This window comes from Actinotalea endophytica (assembly GCF_025717005.1).
GTDB lineage: Bacteria > Actinomycetota > Actinomycetes > Actinomycetales > Cellulomonadaceae > Actinotalea.
Genome location: NZ_JAOVZU010000011.1, coordinates 70,826 through 87,090 on the forward strand (window position 1 = coordinate 70,826; position 16,265 = coordinate 87,090).

General features: G+C 73.7%; 18 protein-coding genes. 17 read left to right on the forward strand and 1 reads right to left on the reverse strand.

Annotated elements, in window-relative coordinates:
- From OEB99_RS17350 to whiG, 15 genes are all read left to right on the forward strand, one after another.
- Window positions 1-1,778 (forward strand): [protein-PII] uridylyltransferase (locus OEB99_RS17350; RefSeq protein ID WP_411910704.1); only part of this gene is annotated, 1,778 nt, incomplete at its 5' end.
- 119 nt (window positions 1,779-1,897) lie between these two features.
- A complete protein-coding gene (gene ffh, locus OEB99_RS17355; RefSeq protein WP_263578552.1) occupies window positions 1,898-3,508 on the forward strand; it encodes a signal recognition particle protein in 1,611 nt (536 codons plus the stop codon).
- 209 nt (window positions 3,509-3,717) lie between these two features.
- Window positions 3,718-4,152 (forward strand): 30S ribosomal protein S16, encoded by a 435-nt coding sequence (rpsP, locus tag OEB99_RS17360; protein WP_263578553.1) that lies wholly within the window; start codon window positions 3,718-3,720, stop codon window positions 4,150-4,152.
- On the forward strand, window positions 4,152-4,388 hold the full coding sequence (locus tag OEB99_RS17365; protein ID WP_263578554.1) for an RNA-binding protein: 237 nt from the start codon (window positions 4,152-4,154) through the stop codon (window positions 4,386-4,388). Before rpsP ends, OEB99_RS17365 begins: the two co-directional genes overlap by 1 nt.
- A 115-nt stretch (window positions 4,389-4,503) precedes the next feature.
- Window positions 4,504-5,037: a ribosome maturation factor RimM gene (gene rimM / locus OEB99_RS17370; protein WP_263578555.1), complete on the forward strand. Its 534-nt coding sequence runs from the start codon at window positions 4,504-4,506 to the stop codon at window positions 5,035-5,037.
- Between the two features lies 1 nt (window position 5,038).
- Entirely contained in the window at window positions 5,039-5,806 is a 768-nt protein-coding gene (gene trmD, locus OEB99_RS17375) for a tRNA (guanosine(37)-N1)-methyltransferase TrmD (protein ID WP_263578556.1), read from the forward strand.
- 206 nt (window positions 5,807-6,012) lie between these two features.
- A complete protein-coding gene (rplS, locus tag OEB99_RS17380) occupies window positions 6,013-6,369 on the forward strand; it encodes a 50S ribosomal protein L19 (protein ID WP_263578557.1) in 357 nt (118 codons plus the stop codon).
- Window positions 6,370-6,495: 126 nt separating this feature from the next.
- Entirely contained in the window at window positions 6,496-7,218 is a 723-nt protein-coding gene (gene lepB / locus OEB99_RS17385) for a signal peptidase I (protein WP_263578558.1), read from the forward strand.
- Window positions 7,215-7,928: a ribonuclease HII gene (rnhB, locus tag OEB99_RS17390; protein WP_263578559.1), complete on the forward strand. Its 714-nt coding sequence runs from the start codon at window positions 7,215-7,217 to the stop codon at window positions 7,926-7,928. The genes lepB and rnhB overlap by 4 nt, the downstream gene beginning before the upstream one ends.
- A gap of 14 nt (window positions 7,929-7,942) precedes the next feature.
- The gene (locus tag OEB99_RS17395; RefSeq protein WP_263578560.1) at window positions 7,943-8,248 is read left to right on the forward strand and encodes a DUF2469 domain-containing protein; all 306 of its coding nucleotides are present in this window, start codon (window positions 7,943-7,945) and stop codon (window positions 8,246-8,248) included.
- A gap of 158 nt (window positions 8,249-8,406) precedes the next feature.
- Window positions 8,407-8,763: a YraN family protein gene (locus OEB99_RS17400; protein WP_263578561.1), complete on the forward strand. Its 357-nt coding sequence runs from the start codon at window positions 8,407-8,409 to the stop codon at window positions 8,761-8,763.
- Window positions 8,760-10,286 carry a YifB family Mg chelatase-like AAA ATPase gene (locus OEB99_RS17405; RefSeq protein ID WP_263578562.1) on the forward strand — a complete coding sequence of 509 codons (1,527 nt, stop codon included), beginning with the start codon at window positions 8,760-8,762 and terminating at the stop codon, window positions 10,284-10,286. The genes OEB99_RS17400 and OEB99_RS17405 overlap by 4 nt, the downstream gene beginning before the upstream one ends.
- Complete coding sequence (dprA, locus tag OEB99_RS17410) at window positions 10,283-11,392, forward strand: DNA-processing protein DprA (protein WP_263578563.1); 1,110 nt, start codon at window positions 10,283-10,285, stop codon at window positions 11,390-11,392. The genes OEB99_RS17405 and dprA overlap by 4 nt, the downstream gene beginning before the upstream one ends.
- A gap of 94 nt (window positions 11,393-11,486) precedes the next feature.
- Window positions 11,487-12,404: a tyrosine recombinase gene (locus tag OEB99_RS17415; RefSeq protein WP_263578564.1), complete on the forward strand. Its 918-nt coding sequence runs from the start codon at window positions 11,487-11,489 to the stop codon at window positions 12,402-12,404.
- A 13-nt stretch (window positions 12,405-12,417) separates the two neighbouring features.
- Window positions 12,418-13,347, forward strand: a complete 930-nt coding sequence (gene whiG / locus OEB99_RS17420) for an RNA polymerase sigma factor WhiG (protein WP_263578565.1) — start codon at window positions 12,418-12,420, stop codon at window positions 13,345-13,347.
- 4 nt (window positions 13,348-13,351) lie between these two features.
- Here the strand turns inward: whiG and OEB99_RS17425 are convergent, their stop codons facing one another.
- Window positions 13,352-13,906 (reverse strand): murein hydrolase activator EnvC family protein, encoded by a 555-nt coding sequence (locus OEB99_RS17425; RefSeq protein WP_263578566.1) that lies wholly within the window; start codon window positions 13,904-13,906, stop codon window positions 13,352-13,354.
- Window positions 13,907-14,371: 465 nt separating this feature from the next.
- Between OEB99_RS17425 and rpsB the strand changes: the two genes are divergently transcribed.
- Both rpsB and tsf read left to right on the forward strand, forming a co-directional pair.
- Window positions 14,372-15,376: a 30S ribosomal protein S2 gene (gene rpsB / locus OEB99_RS17430; protein WP_263578567.1), complete on the forward strand. Its 1,005-nt coding sequence runs from the start codon at window positions 14,372-14,374 to the stop codon at window positions 15,374-15,376.
- A gap of 24 nt (window positions 15,377-15,400) precedes the next feature.
- Window positions 15,401-16,234 (forward strand): translation elongation factor Ts, encoded by an 834-nt coding sequence (gene tsf / locus OEB99_RS17435; RefSeq protein ID WP_263578568.1) that lies wholly within the window; start codon window positions 15,401-15,403, stop codon window positions 16,232-16,234.
- Window positions 16,235-16,265 lie beyond the last annotated feature (31 nt).

Below are 16,265 nucleotides of genomic sequence, written 5' to 3' on the forward strand. Positions count from 1 at the left end.
CCCCCGCCCCCCCGCCGCCGCCGGGGGGGTCCGCGGCCGCCGCCGCGGCGGCCTCGGACTTGCGTGGGCTCCGTAGCGACCGGCTCGACCTCGCGGCGCGGATGATCGGTCCTGGCGCCGACGGCCTGGTGCGCCGCGCCGCCGTGACCACGATGGTGGCCGGCCGGCTCGCGCAGCTGTGGGACGCCGCGGTCGCCGAGCTCGACGACTCCGAGGGCGTCGCGCTCGCCGCGGTCGGCAGCCTCGGGCGAGGCGACGCCAGCCCGGCCAGCGACCTGGACCTGCTCCTGGTCCACGACGGGCGCAGCCACTCGGCGGCCGAGGTCGCCGCACTGGCCGAGCGGCTCTGGTACCCGATCTGGGACGCCGGGCTCCAGCTCGACCACTCCGTGCGGTCGCTGGCGCAGTGCCGCCAGGTGGCCTCGCACGACCTGCCGGCGGCGGTCGGGCTGCTGGACCTGCGCCCGATCGCGGGGGACCGGGCGATCATCGCCCGGGCCGGCTCGGCGTTGCTCGCCGACTGGCGCTCCGCCGCGCGCCGGCGGCTTCCCGAGCTGCTCTCGTCCACCAAGGCCCGGGCGGACCGATCCGGCGAGCTCGCCTACCTGGTCGAGCCGGACCTCAAGGAGGCGCGCGGCGGCATCCGCGACGCGGTGGTCGTCTTCGCCCTGGCCGCGACCTGGCTCACCGACCGCCCGCACGGCGCGGTCGACGACGCCTACACCCACCTGCTCGACGTGCGAGACGCGCTGCACGTGGTGACGCGTCGGGCGACCAACCGGCTGCTCCGGGTCGACCAGGACGAGGTCGCCGAGCTGGTCGGCGCCGAAGACGCCGACGAGCTCCTGGCCGGCCTGGCCGAGGCCGGACGCACGGTGTCGCACGCGCTCGACACCACCGTTCGGCACGCCCGCCAGGCGCTCGAGCGCCCGTCGTTGCGTCGTCCGGTCCTGGTCCGCGGGCGCCGGCAGGCCCCGCGACTGCGCTCGGTCGGCGAGGGTCTGGTCGAGCACGACGGCGAGCTCGTGCTCGCCGCCGGCGTCCGGCCCGAGGACGACGCGCTGCTCGCCCTGCGTGCCGCGGCGACGTCCGCGCGCACCGGGCTCCCGCTGTCCCCGGTGACCGTGACGTCGCTCGCGCGGACGCCCGACCTTCCCGAACCCTGGCCGGCCGCGGCGCGGACCCACCTGCTCGCGCTGCTCGGCTCGGGCAGCGCCCAGATCCCGGTGTGGGAGACCCTCGACCTGGCCGGCGTCGTGACCCGCTGGATCCCGGAGTGGGCGGCAGTGCGCAACCGCCCGCAGCGTTCGCCCATCCACCGGCACACCGTGGACCGGCACCTGATCGAGACCGTGGCGCGTGCCGCGCGGCACAAGGGCGACGTCCGGATGCGCCGGGACCTCCTGCTGGTCACGGCGCTGCTGCACGACATCGGGAAGGTCAAGGGCTCGACCGACCACTCGGTCACTGGCGCCGAGATCGCGCCGGGCGTGGTGCGACGGATGGGCTTCGACGACGCCGAGGCGGTGGATGTCGGTCGCCTGGTGCGCCATCACCTCACGCTGGCGGACCTGGCCACCCAGGAGGACCCCGAGGCCCCGGCGACGATCGACGCGCTGCTCGAGGCCGCGGACCACCGGCTCGACCTGCTCGAGGTGCTGCGTGCGCTCACCGAGTCCGACGCCTCCGCGGCCGGGCCGAAGACCTGGACGCCGTGGCGCGCGCGGCTGGTCGACGACCTGACCGTGCGGGCCCGCGCCGCGCTCGGCGAGGCCTGACCGGACCGCTCGGGCGGTCCACCCCGCGGACACACGCCGGGTGGGCCACCCGGCGGGCTGCGTGGGGCCGCGCACAGGTACCCTGTGGGGGCTCGTGCAGCAACCACCGGTGAGGTCCTGTGTTCGCCACTCTGTCCGACCGCCTGTCCGCGACGTTCAAGAACCTGCGGACCAAGGGCCGGCTCTCCGAGGCCGACATCGACGCGACGATCCGTGAGATCCGTCGCGCGCTGCTCGACGCCGACGTCGCCGTCCCCGTGGTCCGTGACTTCGCCGGCACGGTGCGCGAGCGCGCCCTGTCGGCAGAGGTGTCCGGTGCGCTGAACCCGGCCCAGCAGGTCGTGCAGATCGTGCACGAGGAGCTGATCGCCGTGCTCGGCGGCAGCCAGCGGCCGCTGACCTTCGCCAAGCGCCCGCCGACCGTCGTGCTGCTCGCCGGCCTGCAGGGCGCGGGCAAGACCACCCTGGCGGGCAAGCTCGCCCTGCACCTGCGCGAGCAGGGCCACACCCCGATGCTGGTCGCGGCGGACCTGCAGCGGCCGAACGCGGTCACCCAGCTCCAGGTGGTCGGCGAGCGGGCCGGGGTCCCGGTCTTCGCGCCGCACCCGGGCGCGAGCGACGAGGGCGAGCCGGAGGATGGTCGCCGCTGGTGGCAGCGCTCCGCCAAGGCCGACCCGGTCAAGGTCGCCCGCGACGGCCTCACGGAGGCGCGTGAGAAGCAGTACGACGTGGTGATCGTCGACACCGCCGGCCGTCTGGGCGTCGACGCGGAGATGATGCAGCAGGCCGCGGACATCCGGGACGCGGTCGACCCCGACGAGATCCTCTTCGTGGTCGACGCGATGATCGGCCAGGACGCCGTGACCACGGCCCAGGCGTTCGCCGAGGGAGTCGGGTTCACCGGCGTCGTGCTGTCGAAGCTCGACGGCGACGCGCGCGGCGGTGCCGCGCTGTCCGTCGCGAGCGTCACCGGCCGGCCGATCATGTTCGCCTCGACCGGCGAGAAGCTCACCGACTTCGAGGTCTTCCACCCGGACCGGATGGCCTCGCGCATCCTCGACATGGGCGACGTCATGACGCTCATCGAGCAGGCGCAGAAGTCCTTCGACGCCGAGCAGGCCGAGAAGATGGCCGGCAAGCTCGTGGCCGGCGAGGACTTCACGCTGGACGACTTCCTGGTGCAGATGCAGCAGCTGCGCCAGATGGGCTCGATGAAGAAGATGCTCGGCATGCTGCCCGGCATGGGGCAGATGCGGGAGGCGATCGACTCGTTCGACGAGCGCGAGGTCGACCGGGTCGAGGCGATCGTGCGCTCGATGACACCGGGCGAGCGCGCGACCCCGAAGATCATCAACGGGTCGCGCCGCGCCCGCATCGCGCGCGGCTCAGGGACGTCCGCGACCGAGGTCAACCAGCTCCTCGAGCGGTTCACGGCGGCGCAGAAGATGATGCGCCAGATGGCCAAGGGTGGCGGGATGCCGATCCCGGGGATGGGCAACCTGCCCGGGACCGGACGCAAGGGCCGCGGCAAGCAGCAGGCGCCACGCAAGGTCAAGGGCCGGTCGGGCAACCCGGCCAAGCGCGCCCAGCAGGAGCGTGAGGCGTCCGAGCGTCGTTCCACGGCCCCGTCCGCACCGGGCGCGGCCTTCGGCCTCGGCGCCGGGCAGCCGAACGCGGACCCGTCGAAGGTCGAGCTGCCGCCGGGGATGGACAAGCTCTTCGGCCGCTGAGCGGTCGCGCGCGCCGTCGGTGACCTCGAGTTCGCCACCACCCCTCGTCCGGTGTGACCGGGAGGCACGTGGTCTGGCACAATGTCCCGCTGTACCCGGCGCGGACGGCCCCTCTACCCGTCCGTACGTCGTGTCCTCGGTCCGATCGGCTGCCTACCCCACGGGACGCCCACCCGGACCACATCGCCAGAACCAGGAGTGACCACTCAGTGGCCGTCAAGATCCGTCTGAAGCGTCTCGGCAAGATCCGGGCGCCGTACTACCGCATCGTCGTCGCCGACTCCCGCACCAAGCGGGACGGTCGCGTGATCGAGGAGATCGGCAAGTACCACCCCACGGAGGAGCCCTCGCTCATCGAGGTCAAGTCCGACCGCGCGCAGTACTGGCTCGGCGTCGGCGCGCAGCCGACCGAGCAGGTGCTCGCCATCCTGAAGATCACCGGTGACTGGCAGACCTTCAAGGGTCTCCCGGGCACCGAGGGCACCCTCAAGACCAAGGGCACCTCGGTCGACGCCGCCACCGCCGTCAAGGCCGCGACGGACGCCGCCGAGAAGGCCAAGGCCAAGGCTGCCGAGAAGAAGGCTGCTGCCGAGGCTCCGGCCGAGGAGACCGCTGAGGCTCCCGCCGAGGAGACCGAGGCCTGATGCTCGCCGACGCCCTCGAGCACCTGGTCCGCGGCATCGTCGACCACCCGGACGACGTGCGCGTCCAGGGTCGGACCCTGCGCCGCGGCGAGCTGCTCGAGGTGCACGTGAACCCCGAGGACCTGGGCCGAGTGATCGGCCGGTCGGGGCGCACGGCGCGAGCGCTGCGCACCGTGGTCGGTGCGCTGAGCCGCGGCAACGTCCGGGTCGACGTCGTGGACGTCGACCGGCGCTGACCGCACCGCACTGCTCGGGCCCGGACCCCTACGCTGGGGACCGGGCCCGACGTGCGTCCGGGCCCGGCCACCCGGTCAGGCACCGACCACCGCCCGTCCAGCACCAGGAGGACTCGTGCAGCTCGCCGTCGGGACCGTCGGACGCGCCCACGGGCTGCGCGGCGAGGTGGCCGTGGACGTCCGCACGGACGTGCCGGCCGAGCGTTTCGCCGCCGGCGCCGTGCTCGGCACGGACCCCGATCGGGGCCCGCTCACGGTGGTCCGGGCGCGCCCCCAGGGCGAGCGGTGGTACCTGACCTTCGAGGGTGTCGTGGACCGCACGGGTGCCGAGGCGCTGCGCGGCACGGTGCTCCAGGTCGAGGCAGAGGTCTCGGACGAGGACGACGCGTGGTACCTGCACGAGCTGGTCGGCCTGCGTGCCGAGCTCGTGGACGGGACCTCGGTGGGTGAGGTCGTGGGGCTCGAGCACCTCCCTGCGCAGGACGCCCTCGTGGTCGCCGAGCTGGACGGGAGCCGGACGTTGGTGCCGTTCGTGGCCGCCATCGTGCCGACGGTGGACATCGAGGGCGGGCGGGTCGTGCTCGATCCGCCGGCCGGCCTCCTCACCGGGGTCGGCGAGCCCGATGTCGACCTGCCGGACGAGGGCTGACGTGCGCGTCGACGTCGTCACGATCTTCCCCGAGTACCTCCGCCCGCTCGAGCTCTCGCTGGTGGGCAAGGCCCGCGAGGCGGGGTTGCTCGACCTTCGGGTGCACGACCTGCGGGGCTGGACGACCGACCGGCACCGCACCGTCGACGACACCCCGACGGGCGGCGGCGCGGGGATGGTCATGCGCCCGGACGTGTGGGGCGTCGCCCTGGACGACCTGCTCGACGAGGGGTCCGAGCTGGTGCTACCCACCCCGTCCGGTGAGGTGTTCACCCAGCGCACGGCGGAGCGCCTCGCCGACGTCGGCCACCTGGTGGTCGCCTGTGGGCGGTACGAGGGGATCGACGCACGGGTCGTCGAGCACTACCGCGCCGCCGGGGTGCGCGTCACCGAGCTGTCGATCGGCGACTACGTGCTCAACGGGGGAGAGGTCGCCGCGCTCGTCGTGGTCGAGGCCGTCGCGCGGCTGCTGCCCGGGGTGGTCGGGAACCCGGAGTCGCTCGTCGAGGAGTCGCACGGCGCGGCCGGGCTGCTCGAGTACCCCGTGTACACGCGGCCGCCGTCCTGGCGCGGGCTGGACGTGCCCGAGGTGCTGCTCTCCGGGCACCACGCGAAGATCGCCCGCTGGCGCCGCGACCGGGCGCTCGAGCGCACGGCTGCCCGCCGACCCGACCTGCTCCGGGCGCTGGCCCCCGACGGCCTCGACGCCGCGGACCGAGCGGTGCTGGACGCGGTCGCGGCCGAGGAGCCAGGTCCCGACCTCGGGTGACGCCGGGACGGGCGGGGCGGAAGCGTGCGGACCCGACGTCGCTCGCAGCGCCGCGGGTGTGGCAAACTAGTCGGTCGGTGTGCGCCCGCTGGCCTCTGCCACAGGGGAGGCGGCTCGAACGGCGTGCACGACTCAGATGAGCCGGGGTCCTGACGGGACCCGGCCCGACACCGCGTCTGACCTGTGGCAGGGGCGAAGGAGAGACGATGCACATCCTCGACTCGGTCGACGCAGCCTCGCTGCGCGACGACATCCCCGCCTTCCGGCCCGGCGACACCGTCAAGGTGAACGTCAAGGTCGTCGAGGGCACCCGCTCCCGCATCCAGGCCTTCCAGGGTGTGGTCATCCGCCGCTCCGGCGGTGGCGTGCGCGAGACCTTCACGGTTCGCAAGGTCAGCTTCGGCGTCGGCGTCGAGCGGACCTTCCCGGTCCACTCGCCGACCATCGAGTCCCTCGAGGTGGTCACCCGCGGCGACGTGCGGCGCGCGAAGCTCTACTACCTGCGCAAGCTGCGCGGCAAGAAGGCGAAGATCAAGGAGAAGCGCGAGACCGTCGCGCGCTGAGCTCCACGACGGGCGGCCATCCCACGGGGTGGCCGCCCGTCGGCGTCCCCGCGCTCGTCCCGTCCGCGGCGCGCCGTTCCTCGATCGGGTTCGGGACACGCCGACCGGCATGGCAGAGTGGTGGCCGTGACCGACGAGCACCCCACCCGCGAGCGCGTCGGACGGCAGCGGAGCGGGTGGGCGACCCTCGTCCGGGAGACCGCGATCATCGTGGTCAGCGCGATCGTCCTGTCCCTGGTCATCAAGACCTTCCTCGCCCAGGCGTTCTACATCCCCTCGGGTTCGATGGAGCAGACGCTCATGGTCGGCGACCGGGTGATGGTGACGAAGCTCGCGCCCGGCCCGTTCCAGGTGCACCGCGGCGACATCGTGGTGTTCGCCGACCCGGGCGGCTGGCTCTCCGAGCCTCCTCCCCAGAGCTCCTCCGGCCTCGGCGGCGTGATCGGGCAGGTGCTGACCTACATCGGCCTGCGGCCCTACGACGCCGGGGAGCACCTGATCAAGCGGGTGATCGGGGTCGCGGGCGACCACGTGGAGTGCTGTGACGAGCAGGGCCGCCTCATGGTGAACGGCGTGCCGATCGACGAGCCGTACCTCGCGGCCGGTGCGATGCCGAGCGAGATCGACTTCGACATCACGGTGCCCGAGGGCTCGCTGTGGGTGATGGGCGACAACCGGCAGGACTCCGAGGACTCCCGCTACCACCAGGGCGACCCCGGCGGCGGTTCGATCCCGGTCTCCAACGTCGTGGGCGTGGCGTTCGTGACGCTCTGGCCGTTCGACCGGATCTCCTTGCTGCGCAACCCGGGCGCCACCTTCGCCGACGTACCGGACCAGAGCGGGCCGTGACCCGCCCCCGGCCCGACCTCCGCCTCGAGCGCAGCCTGCTGCGCGCCGGTGCCCGCGTCCTGGTCGGGATGGACGAGGTGGGCCGTGGTGCGCTGGCCGGCCCGGTCAGCGTCGGGGCCGTCGCGGTGGACCTCACCACCCGGTCCGGGCCCCGCGGTGTCGCGGACTCGAAGCTGTTGACACCGGCCGCGCGGACCGCCCTGCTTCCGGCGCTGAGCCGTTGGGGCGTCGCGCGGGCCGTCGGGCACGCGTCGCCGGAGGAGATCGACGCACTGGGCATCATCGGGGCGCTCCGGCTCGCGGGCACCCGGGCGCTGGCGGCCCTCGGGACCGAGGTCGACGTCGTGCTCCTGGACGGCTCGCACGACTGGCTCACCCGGCCGGCAGGTGAGCTCGACCTGTGGGAGCTCGACGTGGCGCCGCCCGACCAGGAACCCGTGGTGCACACCCGGGTCAAGGCCGACCAGCGGTGCGCCTCGGTCGCCGCGGCCAGCATCCTCGCCAAGTGCGAGCGCGACGCGCTGATGGTCGGGCACGCGGCCGACCACCCCGCCTACCGGTGGGACGAGAACAAGGGATACGGCGCCCCCGAGCACCTGCAGGCCCTGCGCACGGTCGGACCGAGCGCGCTGCACCGGCGCAGCTGGAACCTGCCGGGAGCGGAACCGGCCGTGGATGCGGTGGCGGGTCGGCCGCTGGCGTCTCGATAGGCCATCATGGAGCCGTGAGCGCAGAGGACCTCGAGAACTACGAGACCGAGATGGAGCTCGCGCTCTACCGCGAGTACCGCGACGTCGTCGGGCTGTTCTCCTACGTCGTCGAGACCGAGCGCCGGTTCTACCTCGCCAACCAGGTGGACCTGCAGGTGCGATCGGCCGCCGGCGAGGTGTACTTCGAGGTCACCCTCGGTGACGCGTGGGTGTGGGACGTGTACCGGTCGGCGCGGTTCGTGCGCGCGGTCCGCGTCGTGACCTTCAAGGACGTCAACATCGAAGAGCTCGCGAAGTCCGAGCTCGACGTCCCGCGCTGAGCGGCTGACGGCGGCTACGCCGCCGGCGAGGCATCCCGTCCACAGCGTCGGTGCCTGCCGTCCACACTGCCGGCGCCGGCCGGCGCGTCCCCAGCCGGGCCGGGCCCTCCGACCAGGGCTGACCGTATGCCGCGACCGTGGTGCGCGGAGGTGGTCGCGTGAGCGCGAGACAGGCCCTCGGGCGGTACGGCGAACGGGTGGCGGCCGCGCACCTGGCCGCGCGCGGATGGCGGGTCGTCGACCGCAACTGGCGCGGGCGCGACGGCGAGCTCGACATCGTCGCGATGGACGGCACGACGCTCGTCGTGGTCGAGGTCAAGACCCGCAGCGGCCCCGGGTTCGGCCACCCAGCGCTGGCCGTGACACCCGAGAAGCTGGCCCGGCTGAGGCGACTCGCGGGGCAGTGGCTCACCGAGCACGACCTGCGTCCCGCGGAGGTCCGCCTGGACGTCATCGCGGTCCGCACCGACGTCCCGGTCGCCGAGCGGGTCGAGCACCTGCGCGGCATCTCGTGAGCCTCGGTCGCACCCGGGCCGTCGCGCTGGTCGGTCTGACCGGGCACGTCGTCGACGTCGAGGCCCACCTCGCCGCGAGCGTTCCGGGCCTGGCACTGGTCGGCCTGCCCGACGCCGCACTGAGCGAGGCGCGGGACCGCGTCCGCGCCGCCGTCGCCTCGACCGGGCTGGCGTGGCCGCAGCGGAAGATCACGATCAACCTCTCTCCTGCGTCGCTGCCCAAGGCCGGCGCCGGCTTCGACCTGGCGATCGCCGTCGCGACACTGGCGGGGGCCGGGTTGTGCCCGGCCGAGGTGGTCACCGACGTCGTGCACCTCGGCGAGCTCGGGCTCGACGGGCGGCTGCGCCCGGTGCGCGGTGTGCTGCCCGCGGTCGCGGCGGCGGTGTCGGCCGGGTACCGCCGGGTCGTGGTGCCCGCGGCGGACCTCGGCGAGGCACAGCTCGTGCCCGGCGCCGACGTGGTCGGCGCCGCGTCGCTCGCCGAGGTCCTCGCCGTGCACGGTGCCGAGGTCTGCGTGCCGGACCTGGTGCCGGTGCGGCGGACCGAGCCGGAGACTGCGAAGGCCGGTCAGGGCGGGGACCTCGCCGACGTGGTCGGGCAGGGCCTGCCGCGGCACGCGCTCGAGGTCGCGGCCGCTGGCGGGCACCACCTGCTCATGCTCGGCCCACCCGGTACGGGCAAGACGATGCTGGCCGCGCGGCTCCCGGGGCTGCTGCCAGACCTGGACGACCACGACGCGGTCGAGGTCACCTCGGTGCACTCGGTCGCCGGGACGTTCCGGGCGGCCGACGGGCTGCTGCGTCGCCCGCCGTTCGAGGACCCGCACCACACGGCTACCCCCGCTGCCGTGATCGGTGGCGGCTCCGGCCTGCCTCGTCCGGGAGCCGCCTCGCGCGCGCATCGAGGGGTGCTGTTCCTCGACGAGGCACCCGAGTTCTCCCCGCGCGTGCTGCAGACCCTGCGCCAGCCGCTCGAGCACGGCGAGCTGGTGCTCCACCGCGCCGCCGGATCGGCCCGATACCCCGCACGCTTCCAGCTGGTGATGGCCGCGAACCCCTGCCCGTGCGGCAACTCGGTGGGCATGGGACTGACCTGCACGTGCAGCTCGATCGAGCGACGCCGGTACTTCTCGCGACTGTCCGGTCCGCTGCTGGACCGGGTGGACCTGCAGATCGACGTCCTCCCCGTCACGAGGGTCGAACGGCTGGCGGGTCCAGGGGAGCCGACCGCGGCCGTCGCGGAGCGGGTCGCCCAGGCACGGGCCCGTGCGCAGCACCGGCTCGCCGGGACGGGCTGGCGCACCAACGCGGAGGTCTCGGGCCGGTGGCTGCGCGCGCACGCTCCTCGGGACGCCGCGACGGCGATGCGGGGACTCGAGGTGGCGATCGACCGCGGAGAGCTCAGCCTGCGTGGTGCCGACCGCGTGCTTCGCATCGCCTGGACCCTCGCCGACCTGGCGGCCGTCGCTCAGCCCGGTCCGGATCAGGTAGGCGAAGCCCTCGTCCTGCGCGGCAACCGATGAACGACCTCGAGGCCCGGATCGCCTGGAGCGGGCTCGTCGAGCCGGGCGATCCCGTGGCGGGTGCCCTGGTCGAGTCCCTCGGTCCGGTCGACGCCCTGGATCTGGTCGCTCGTACGGCACGGGCCGATGCCGTCCTTCTGCCAGGACTGACCACGGTGGCCCACGGCCGTGTCCGGCGTGGGCTCGAGGGCTGGGCGCAACGCTGGGGCGCGGACACGTGGCGCCGGCACCGGGACTGGATCGAAGCGCTGTCGGGGCGCGTCGTGGTGCCCGGCGACCCGGGCTGGCCGGCCGGGCTGGACGACCTCGGCCTCGCTCGCCCGATGTGTCTGTGGGTGCGTGGCGCGGATCCGGCGCCCCTGCTCGCGCGCGCCGTCTCGGTGGTGGGGTCGAGGGCCGCGACCAGCTATGGCGAGCACGTGACCGCCGAGCTCTGCGCGGGTCTGGCCGACGCGGATGCCTGCGTGGTCTCCGGTGGGGCGTTCGGCATCGACGCCATGGCGCACCGCGCGGCGCTGACCGCCGACGGCGGCACGGTCGCTGTGCTCGCGGGTGGGCTCGACCGGCCGTACCCGGCAGCGAACGCGCGACTCCTCTCGGCCGTCGCCGAGAAGGGCGCACTCCTGGCTGAGGTTCCGCCGGGTACGGCGCCGACGAGGCATCGCTTCCTGCTCCGCAACCGCCTGATCGCGGCGCTGGGGCAGGTCACCGTGGTGGTCGAGGCGGCCCGGCGGTCGGGCGCGCTGAGCACGGCCGGTCACGCGACGGCGTTGATGCGTCCGGTGGGCGCCGTGCCCGGTCCGGTCACATCGGCAGCGTCGTCCGGGTGCCACCATCTGCTGCGCGACGGCGCTGTCTGCCTCACGAGCGCGGCGGACGTGCTCGAGCTTCTGGACGGGACGCCCGCCGACTCCGGCATCGCCGAACCTCTGCTCGGCGCCAGGGAGCGGATCGTGCTCGACGCCTTGCCGGTTCGCCAGGGGACCGCGCCCGAGGGGTTGACACGCCCGTGCGGACTGGCGCTCCCGGAGGTGCTCGCTGCGCTCGGTACGCTCGAGCTGTCCGGGCGTGCCGTGCGGTCCGCCGGGCGATGGCGACGGGCGTGAACCGCGGTACGTCAGGCATGCCGTGACGTGCAGGAGCGACCACGTCCGCCGTCGTCGGCTTGTGGCTCGAGCGCGGACACGCCACCGTAGGGCCATGCGTGCGCCGGGGGTGGTCGTGACCGAGCAGGTCGTGGCGCGCTTCGCCACGCATCTGGCCGCAGGACGCGGGCTCTCCGCGCACACCGTCCGGGCATACACCGGCGACGTTCGGCACGCACTGGCCTACGCGGCGCGCCATGGCCGTTCCTGGCAGGAGGTGGACCTCCCGCTCCTGCGGTCCTGGCTGTCGTCCATGGTGGCCGCCCACCTGAGTCGCGCGACCATCGCGCGCCGGGGGGCAGCCGTGCGGGCCTTCTTCGCGTGGGCGGCCGCCGAGGGGCTCATCCCCGTGGACCCGGCCGCGAGGCTGGTCACGGCGCAACCCCGGGCCGCGCTCCCGACCGCGCTCGGTGTGAGGCCCGCCGCTGTCCTGGTCGACCGGGCCGCCGAGGCCGCCGCCGACGGCGAGCCCGTCGCGATCCGGGACTGGGCGGTGCTCGAGCTGCTGTACGCGACCGGTGCGCGGGTCGGCGAGGTCGTCGGTCTCGACGTCGACGACGTCGACCTCGACCGACGGCTGGTTCGGGTGATGGGAAAGGGTGCGAAGGAGCGCATGGTGCCGTTCGGCGCGCCGGCGGCCCACGCCGTGTCGGCATGGCTGACGTCGGGGCGTCCACGGATGGTCGTCGACGGCAGCGGGCCGGCCATGTTCCTCGGGGTGCGCGGCGGTCGGGTGGACCAACGCCAGGTGCGGTCTGCGGTGCATGCGGCGGCGGCCCGGGCCGGCGTCGACGACGTCGCGCCGCACGCGCTGCGCCATACCGCCGCGACCCATCTGCTCGCGGGTGGGTCGGACCTGCGTTCCGTGCAGGAGCTGCTCGGCCATGCCAGCCTGGCGACGACGCAGCGCTACACGCACGTCAGCGCGGACCGGCTCCGCGCGTCCTACCGGCAAGCCCACCCCCGAGCCTGACAGGATCATGACCATGCCTCCCCAGGCCGACGCCGAGAACGAGCGCCCGCCGTCCGAGCCGGACGGCCGGGTGTCCGCGCCGCCCGACGGCGGTCCGCTGGGTACTGCGGACCCGGAGCTCGACGAGGCGGACCCGGTGGAGGTCGAGGACGAGCCGGTCGAGCTGCCGGGCCCTGACACCGACGGCATCGCACGGGTCTGGTCGACCTTCAAGGCGACCGGTGACCGCGGTGCGCGCGAGCAGCTGATCCTGCACTACGCGCCGCTCGTCACGATGGTCGCCAACCGGGTCGGGGCAGGGCTGCCGACCTCGGTGGAGCAGGCGGACCTGGTGTCGTACGGCATGTTCGGCCTGATCGACGCGATCGAGAAGTACGAGACCGACCGCGCCGTGAAGTTCGAGACCTACGCAAGCTCGCGGATCCGCGGCGCGATCATCGACGAGCTCAGAGCGATCGACTGGATCCCCCGTTCGGTGCGCACCAAGGCGCGTGCCGTGGACCGCGCGTTCGCTGAGCTCGAGGGCGAGCTGCACCGCGCACCGACCGAGGACGAGGTCGCGTCCCGGCTCTCGATCAGCGTCGGTGAGCTGCGCGGCATCTTCTCCCAGCTGGCCACGGTGAACGTCGCGGCGCTCGACGAGCTGCTCGGCGCGGGCTCGGAGCGCGGTGACGCCCTCTCGCTGATCGACACGCTGGAGGACCCCGGTGCCGTCGACCCGCAGGGCAACCTCGAGGCTCAGGAGACGAAGGTTCTTCTCGCCCGCGCGATCGAACGGCTGGGCGAGCGGGAGAAGATCGTCCTGGTGCTCTACTACTACGAGAACATGACCCTCGCGGAGATCGGCCGCGTGCTCGGCGTGACGGAGTCCCGGATCTCGCAGATGCACACCGCCGCGATGCTGCGGCTGCGGTCGTACCTCCAGGAGGCCGAGCGCGTCTGAGCGGTCATCCGCCGGGCGGGAGCAGCACGACCGGCGCGGTGCGCCCGAGCAGGTCGAGCGGGTTGAGGTAGGTGTCCCCGTCCCGGACGCCCCAGTGCACGCCGTCGTGGCCGCTCCGGGTCTGCAGCGTGCCGAGGACGTCGCCCGCGTGGACCTCGTCGCCGACCTCGACACCCGGGTCGACCGGCTCGAGGCTCGTCCGCAGCCCGTCGGGATGGAGCACCGTGACCACGCCCCGGTCCACCACCGTGCCGGCGAACACGACGCGGCCGTCGCCAGGGGAGTGCACGGTCTGGCCGGGCGTCGCGGCCAGGTCGACACCGCGGTGGCCCGAGCTCCAGCGGAACAGCGGCGCGTCGAACAGCCTCGTCACGGGCCCTGGCACGGGCGCGCGGTAGGCGATACGCGCGCTGTCCGCCGCGGCCTCCGCGGTGCGGACCGGCGACGCGGCCGACGACGTGCTGACGACGACGTCGTCGCTCCAGACCGGCGTCGCTGCCGTGAGCAGGGCGACCGACCCGGCCGTGAGCGCGAGGACCTTGCCGATCGCTGCAACCATGCCGAGATCCTGTGCCGCGGAGGCCGTCCTGCCGCCGCCGGTCCGCCCCACCTGGGGATCGAGCCGATCCGAGGTGGTCGGTGGACGCTGGCCGTCGGTGCCCGCGTAGGACAGGCGGCGGCGACCGGCGGCCAGGAGCGGCTCGCGGCGATCCTCGACCCGTACCCGCGCACGGCGACCCGCGACCCGCACCCGCGTCCGGCGACCCGCCGCGGGTCCGCTACCATTGATCCGCGCCCGGGCTCGCCCGGGTGACATCGCGTGCCCTCTTCCCGCCACGATGCCCGGTCCCATACGGCGCCGGACGGCGGGAGCGTGTGCCGGCAACGGTCCGCCTCACGGCGGCGTCGGCAGCGCGGGGTACCAGGGGCGTCCGGCCACCCGGTCGGCGCCGACAACCGGATCCGGGCCGCCCTCGCGGCCCTCGTCAGTGCGCGGCCCCGGCCGCGTCGGAAGGACTGCGTCATGGCCGTCGTGACCATGCGCCAGCTGCTCGAGAGCGGCGTCCACTTCGGGCACCAGACCCGTCGGTGGAACCCGAAGATGAAGAGGTTCATCCTCACCGAGCGCAACGGCATCTACATCGTCGACCTCGAGTCGACCCTCACCCACATCGATCGCGCGTTCAGCTTCGTCAAGGAGACCGTCGCGCGCGGCGGCACGATCCTCTTCGTGGGCACCAAGAAGCAGGCTCAGGAGCCCGTGGCCGAGCAGGCAGCCCGGGTCGGCATGCCGTACGTCAACCAGCGCTGGCTGGGTGGCATGCTCACCAACTTCCAGACCGTCAACAAGCGACTCCAGCGGCTCAAGGAGCTCGAGGAGATCGACTTCGACGACGTCGCGGGCAGCGGCTTCACGAAGAAGGAGCTGCTCATCATGCGTCGCGAGAAGGACAAGCTCGCGAAGACGCTGGGCGGCATCCGCGACATGACCAAGGTGCCGTCGGCCGTGTGGGTCGTGGACACCAACAAGGAGCACCTCGCGGTCGACGAGGCGCGCAAGCTCGGCGTCCCGGTCGTGGCGATCCTGGACACCAACTGCGACCCCGATCAGGTCGACTACCAGATCCCGGGCAACGACGACGCGATCCGTTCGGTCACGCTGCTGACCCGTGTGATCGCCGACGCGGTCGCCGAGGGGCTCATCGCGCGACACTCCGCACGTGCCGCCACCGAGACGGACACCCCCGAGGCCGAGCCGCTCGCCGAGTGGGAGCGCGAGCTCCTGGCCGGCGCCGAGGCGGAGGCCGCGCCGGCTGAGGCTGCTGCTGAGGCGCCTGCCGCTGAGGCTGCCCCTGAGGCTGCTGCTGAGGCGCCTGCCGCTGAGGCCGCCCCCGAGGCTGCTGCTGAGGCGCCTGCCGCTGAGGCTGCCCCTGAGGCTGCCGCTGAGGAGGTCGCCGCCGAGGAGACCCCGGCCGCGGCCGAGACGACTGCTGAGGCGGCGCCCGTCGAGGCGCCCGCCGAGAGCTGACCGAGAGGACAAGGGACCACACCCATGGCGAACTACACCGCCGCTGACATCAAGGCACTGCGCGAGCGCACCGGCGCAGGCATGCTCGACGTCAAGAAGGCTCTCGACGAGGCCGACGGCGACGCCGAGAAGGCCCTGGAGATCATCCGCGTCAAGGGCCTCAAGGGCGTCGCGAAGCGCGAGGGCCGCGCGGCCTCGGACGGCCTCGTGGCCGCGCACGTGTCCGAGGACGGCCAGACCGGCGTGCTCGTCGAGCTGAACTGCGAGACCGACTTCGTCACCAAGAACGCGAGCTTCATCGCGCTCGCCGACAAGGTCCTCGCCGCCGTCGTCGCCTCGGGCGCCGAGGACGCCGAGGCTGCGCTGGCCGCCGAGGTCGACGGTGCCACCGTCGCCGACGCGATCACCGAGACCGCGGCGACCATCGGCGAGAAGCTCGTGCTGCGCCGGGTCGCCCGGGTCAACGCACCGGTCGTGACGGTCTACCTGCACAAGGTCAACAAGGACCTCCCGCCGCAGGTCGGCGTCCTGGTCGGGACCGACGCCGCAGGCGCTTCGGTCGCCAAGGACGTGGCGATGCACATCGCCGCCTTCTCGCCGGCCTACCTCACCCGGGACGACGTCCCGGCGGACACCGTCGAGAACGAGCGGCGGATCGCCGAGGAGACCTCGCGCAACGAGGGCAAGCCCGAGGCAGCCCTGCCGAAGATCGTCGAGGGTCGCCTCAACGGGTTCTTCAAGGAGGTCGTCCTGCTGGACCAGGCCTTCGCCAAGGACCCGAAGACCACGGTCGGCAAGGTCGTCGCCGGAGCCGGCGGCACGGTGACCGGCTTCGCGCGGTTCCGCGTCGGGGCCTGAGGTCCTCACGGTGGCGGTCCCTTCGGGGGCC

Bases quoted from the DNA above. Each gene is read 5' to 3' on its own strand.
- dprA (WP_263578563.1), top strand. From the start codon at position 10,283: ATGAACGACCTCGAGGCCCGGATCGCCTGGAGCGGGCTCGTCGAGCCG.
- tsf (WP_263578568.1), top strand. From the start codon at position 15,401: ATGGCGAACTACACCGCCGCTGACATCAAGGCACTGCGCGAGCGCACC.
- OEB99_RS17425 (WP_263578566.1), bottom strand. From the start codon at position 13,906: ATGGTTGCAGCGATCGGCAAGGTCCTCGCGCTCACGGCCGGGTCGGTC.
- OEB99_RS17365 (WP_263578554.1), top strand. From the start codon at position 4,152: ATGCTCGCCGACGCCCTCGAGCACCTGGTCCGCGGCATCGTCGACCAC.
- rpsB (WP_263578567.1), top strand. From the start codon at position 14,372: ATGGCCGTCGTGACCATGCGCCAGCTGCTCGAGAGCGGCGTCCACTTC.
- rplS (WP_263578557.1), top strand. From the start codon at position 6,013: ATGCACATCCTCGACTCGGTCGACGCAGCCTCGCTGCGCGACGACATC.
- OEB99_RS17415 (WP_263578564.1), top strand. From the start codon at position 11,487: ATGCGTGCGCCGGGGGTGGTCGTGACCGAGCAGGTCGTGGCGCGCTTC.
- whiG (WP_263578565.1), top strand. From the start codon at position 12,418: ATGCCTCCCCAGGCCGACGCCGAGAACGAGCGCCCGCCGTCCGAGCCG.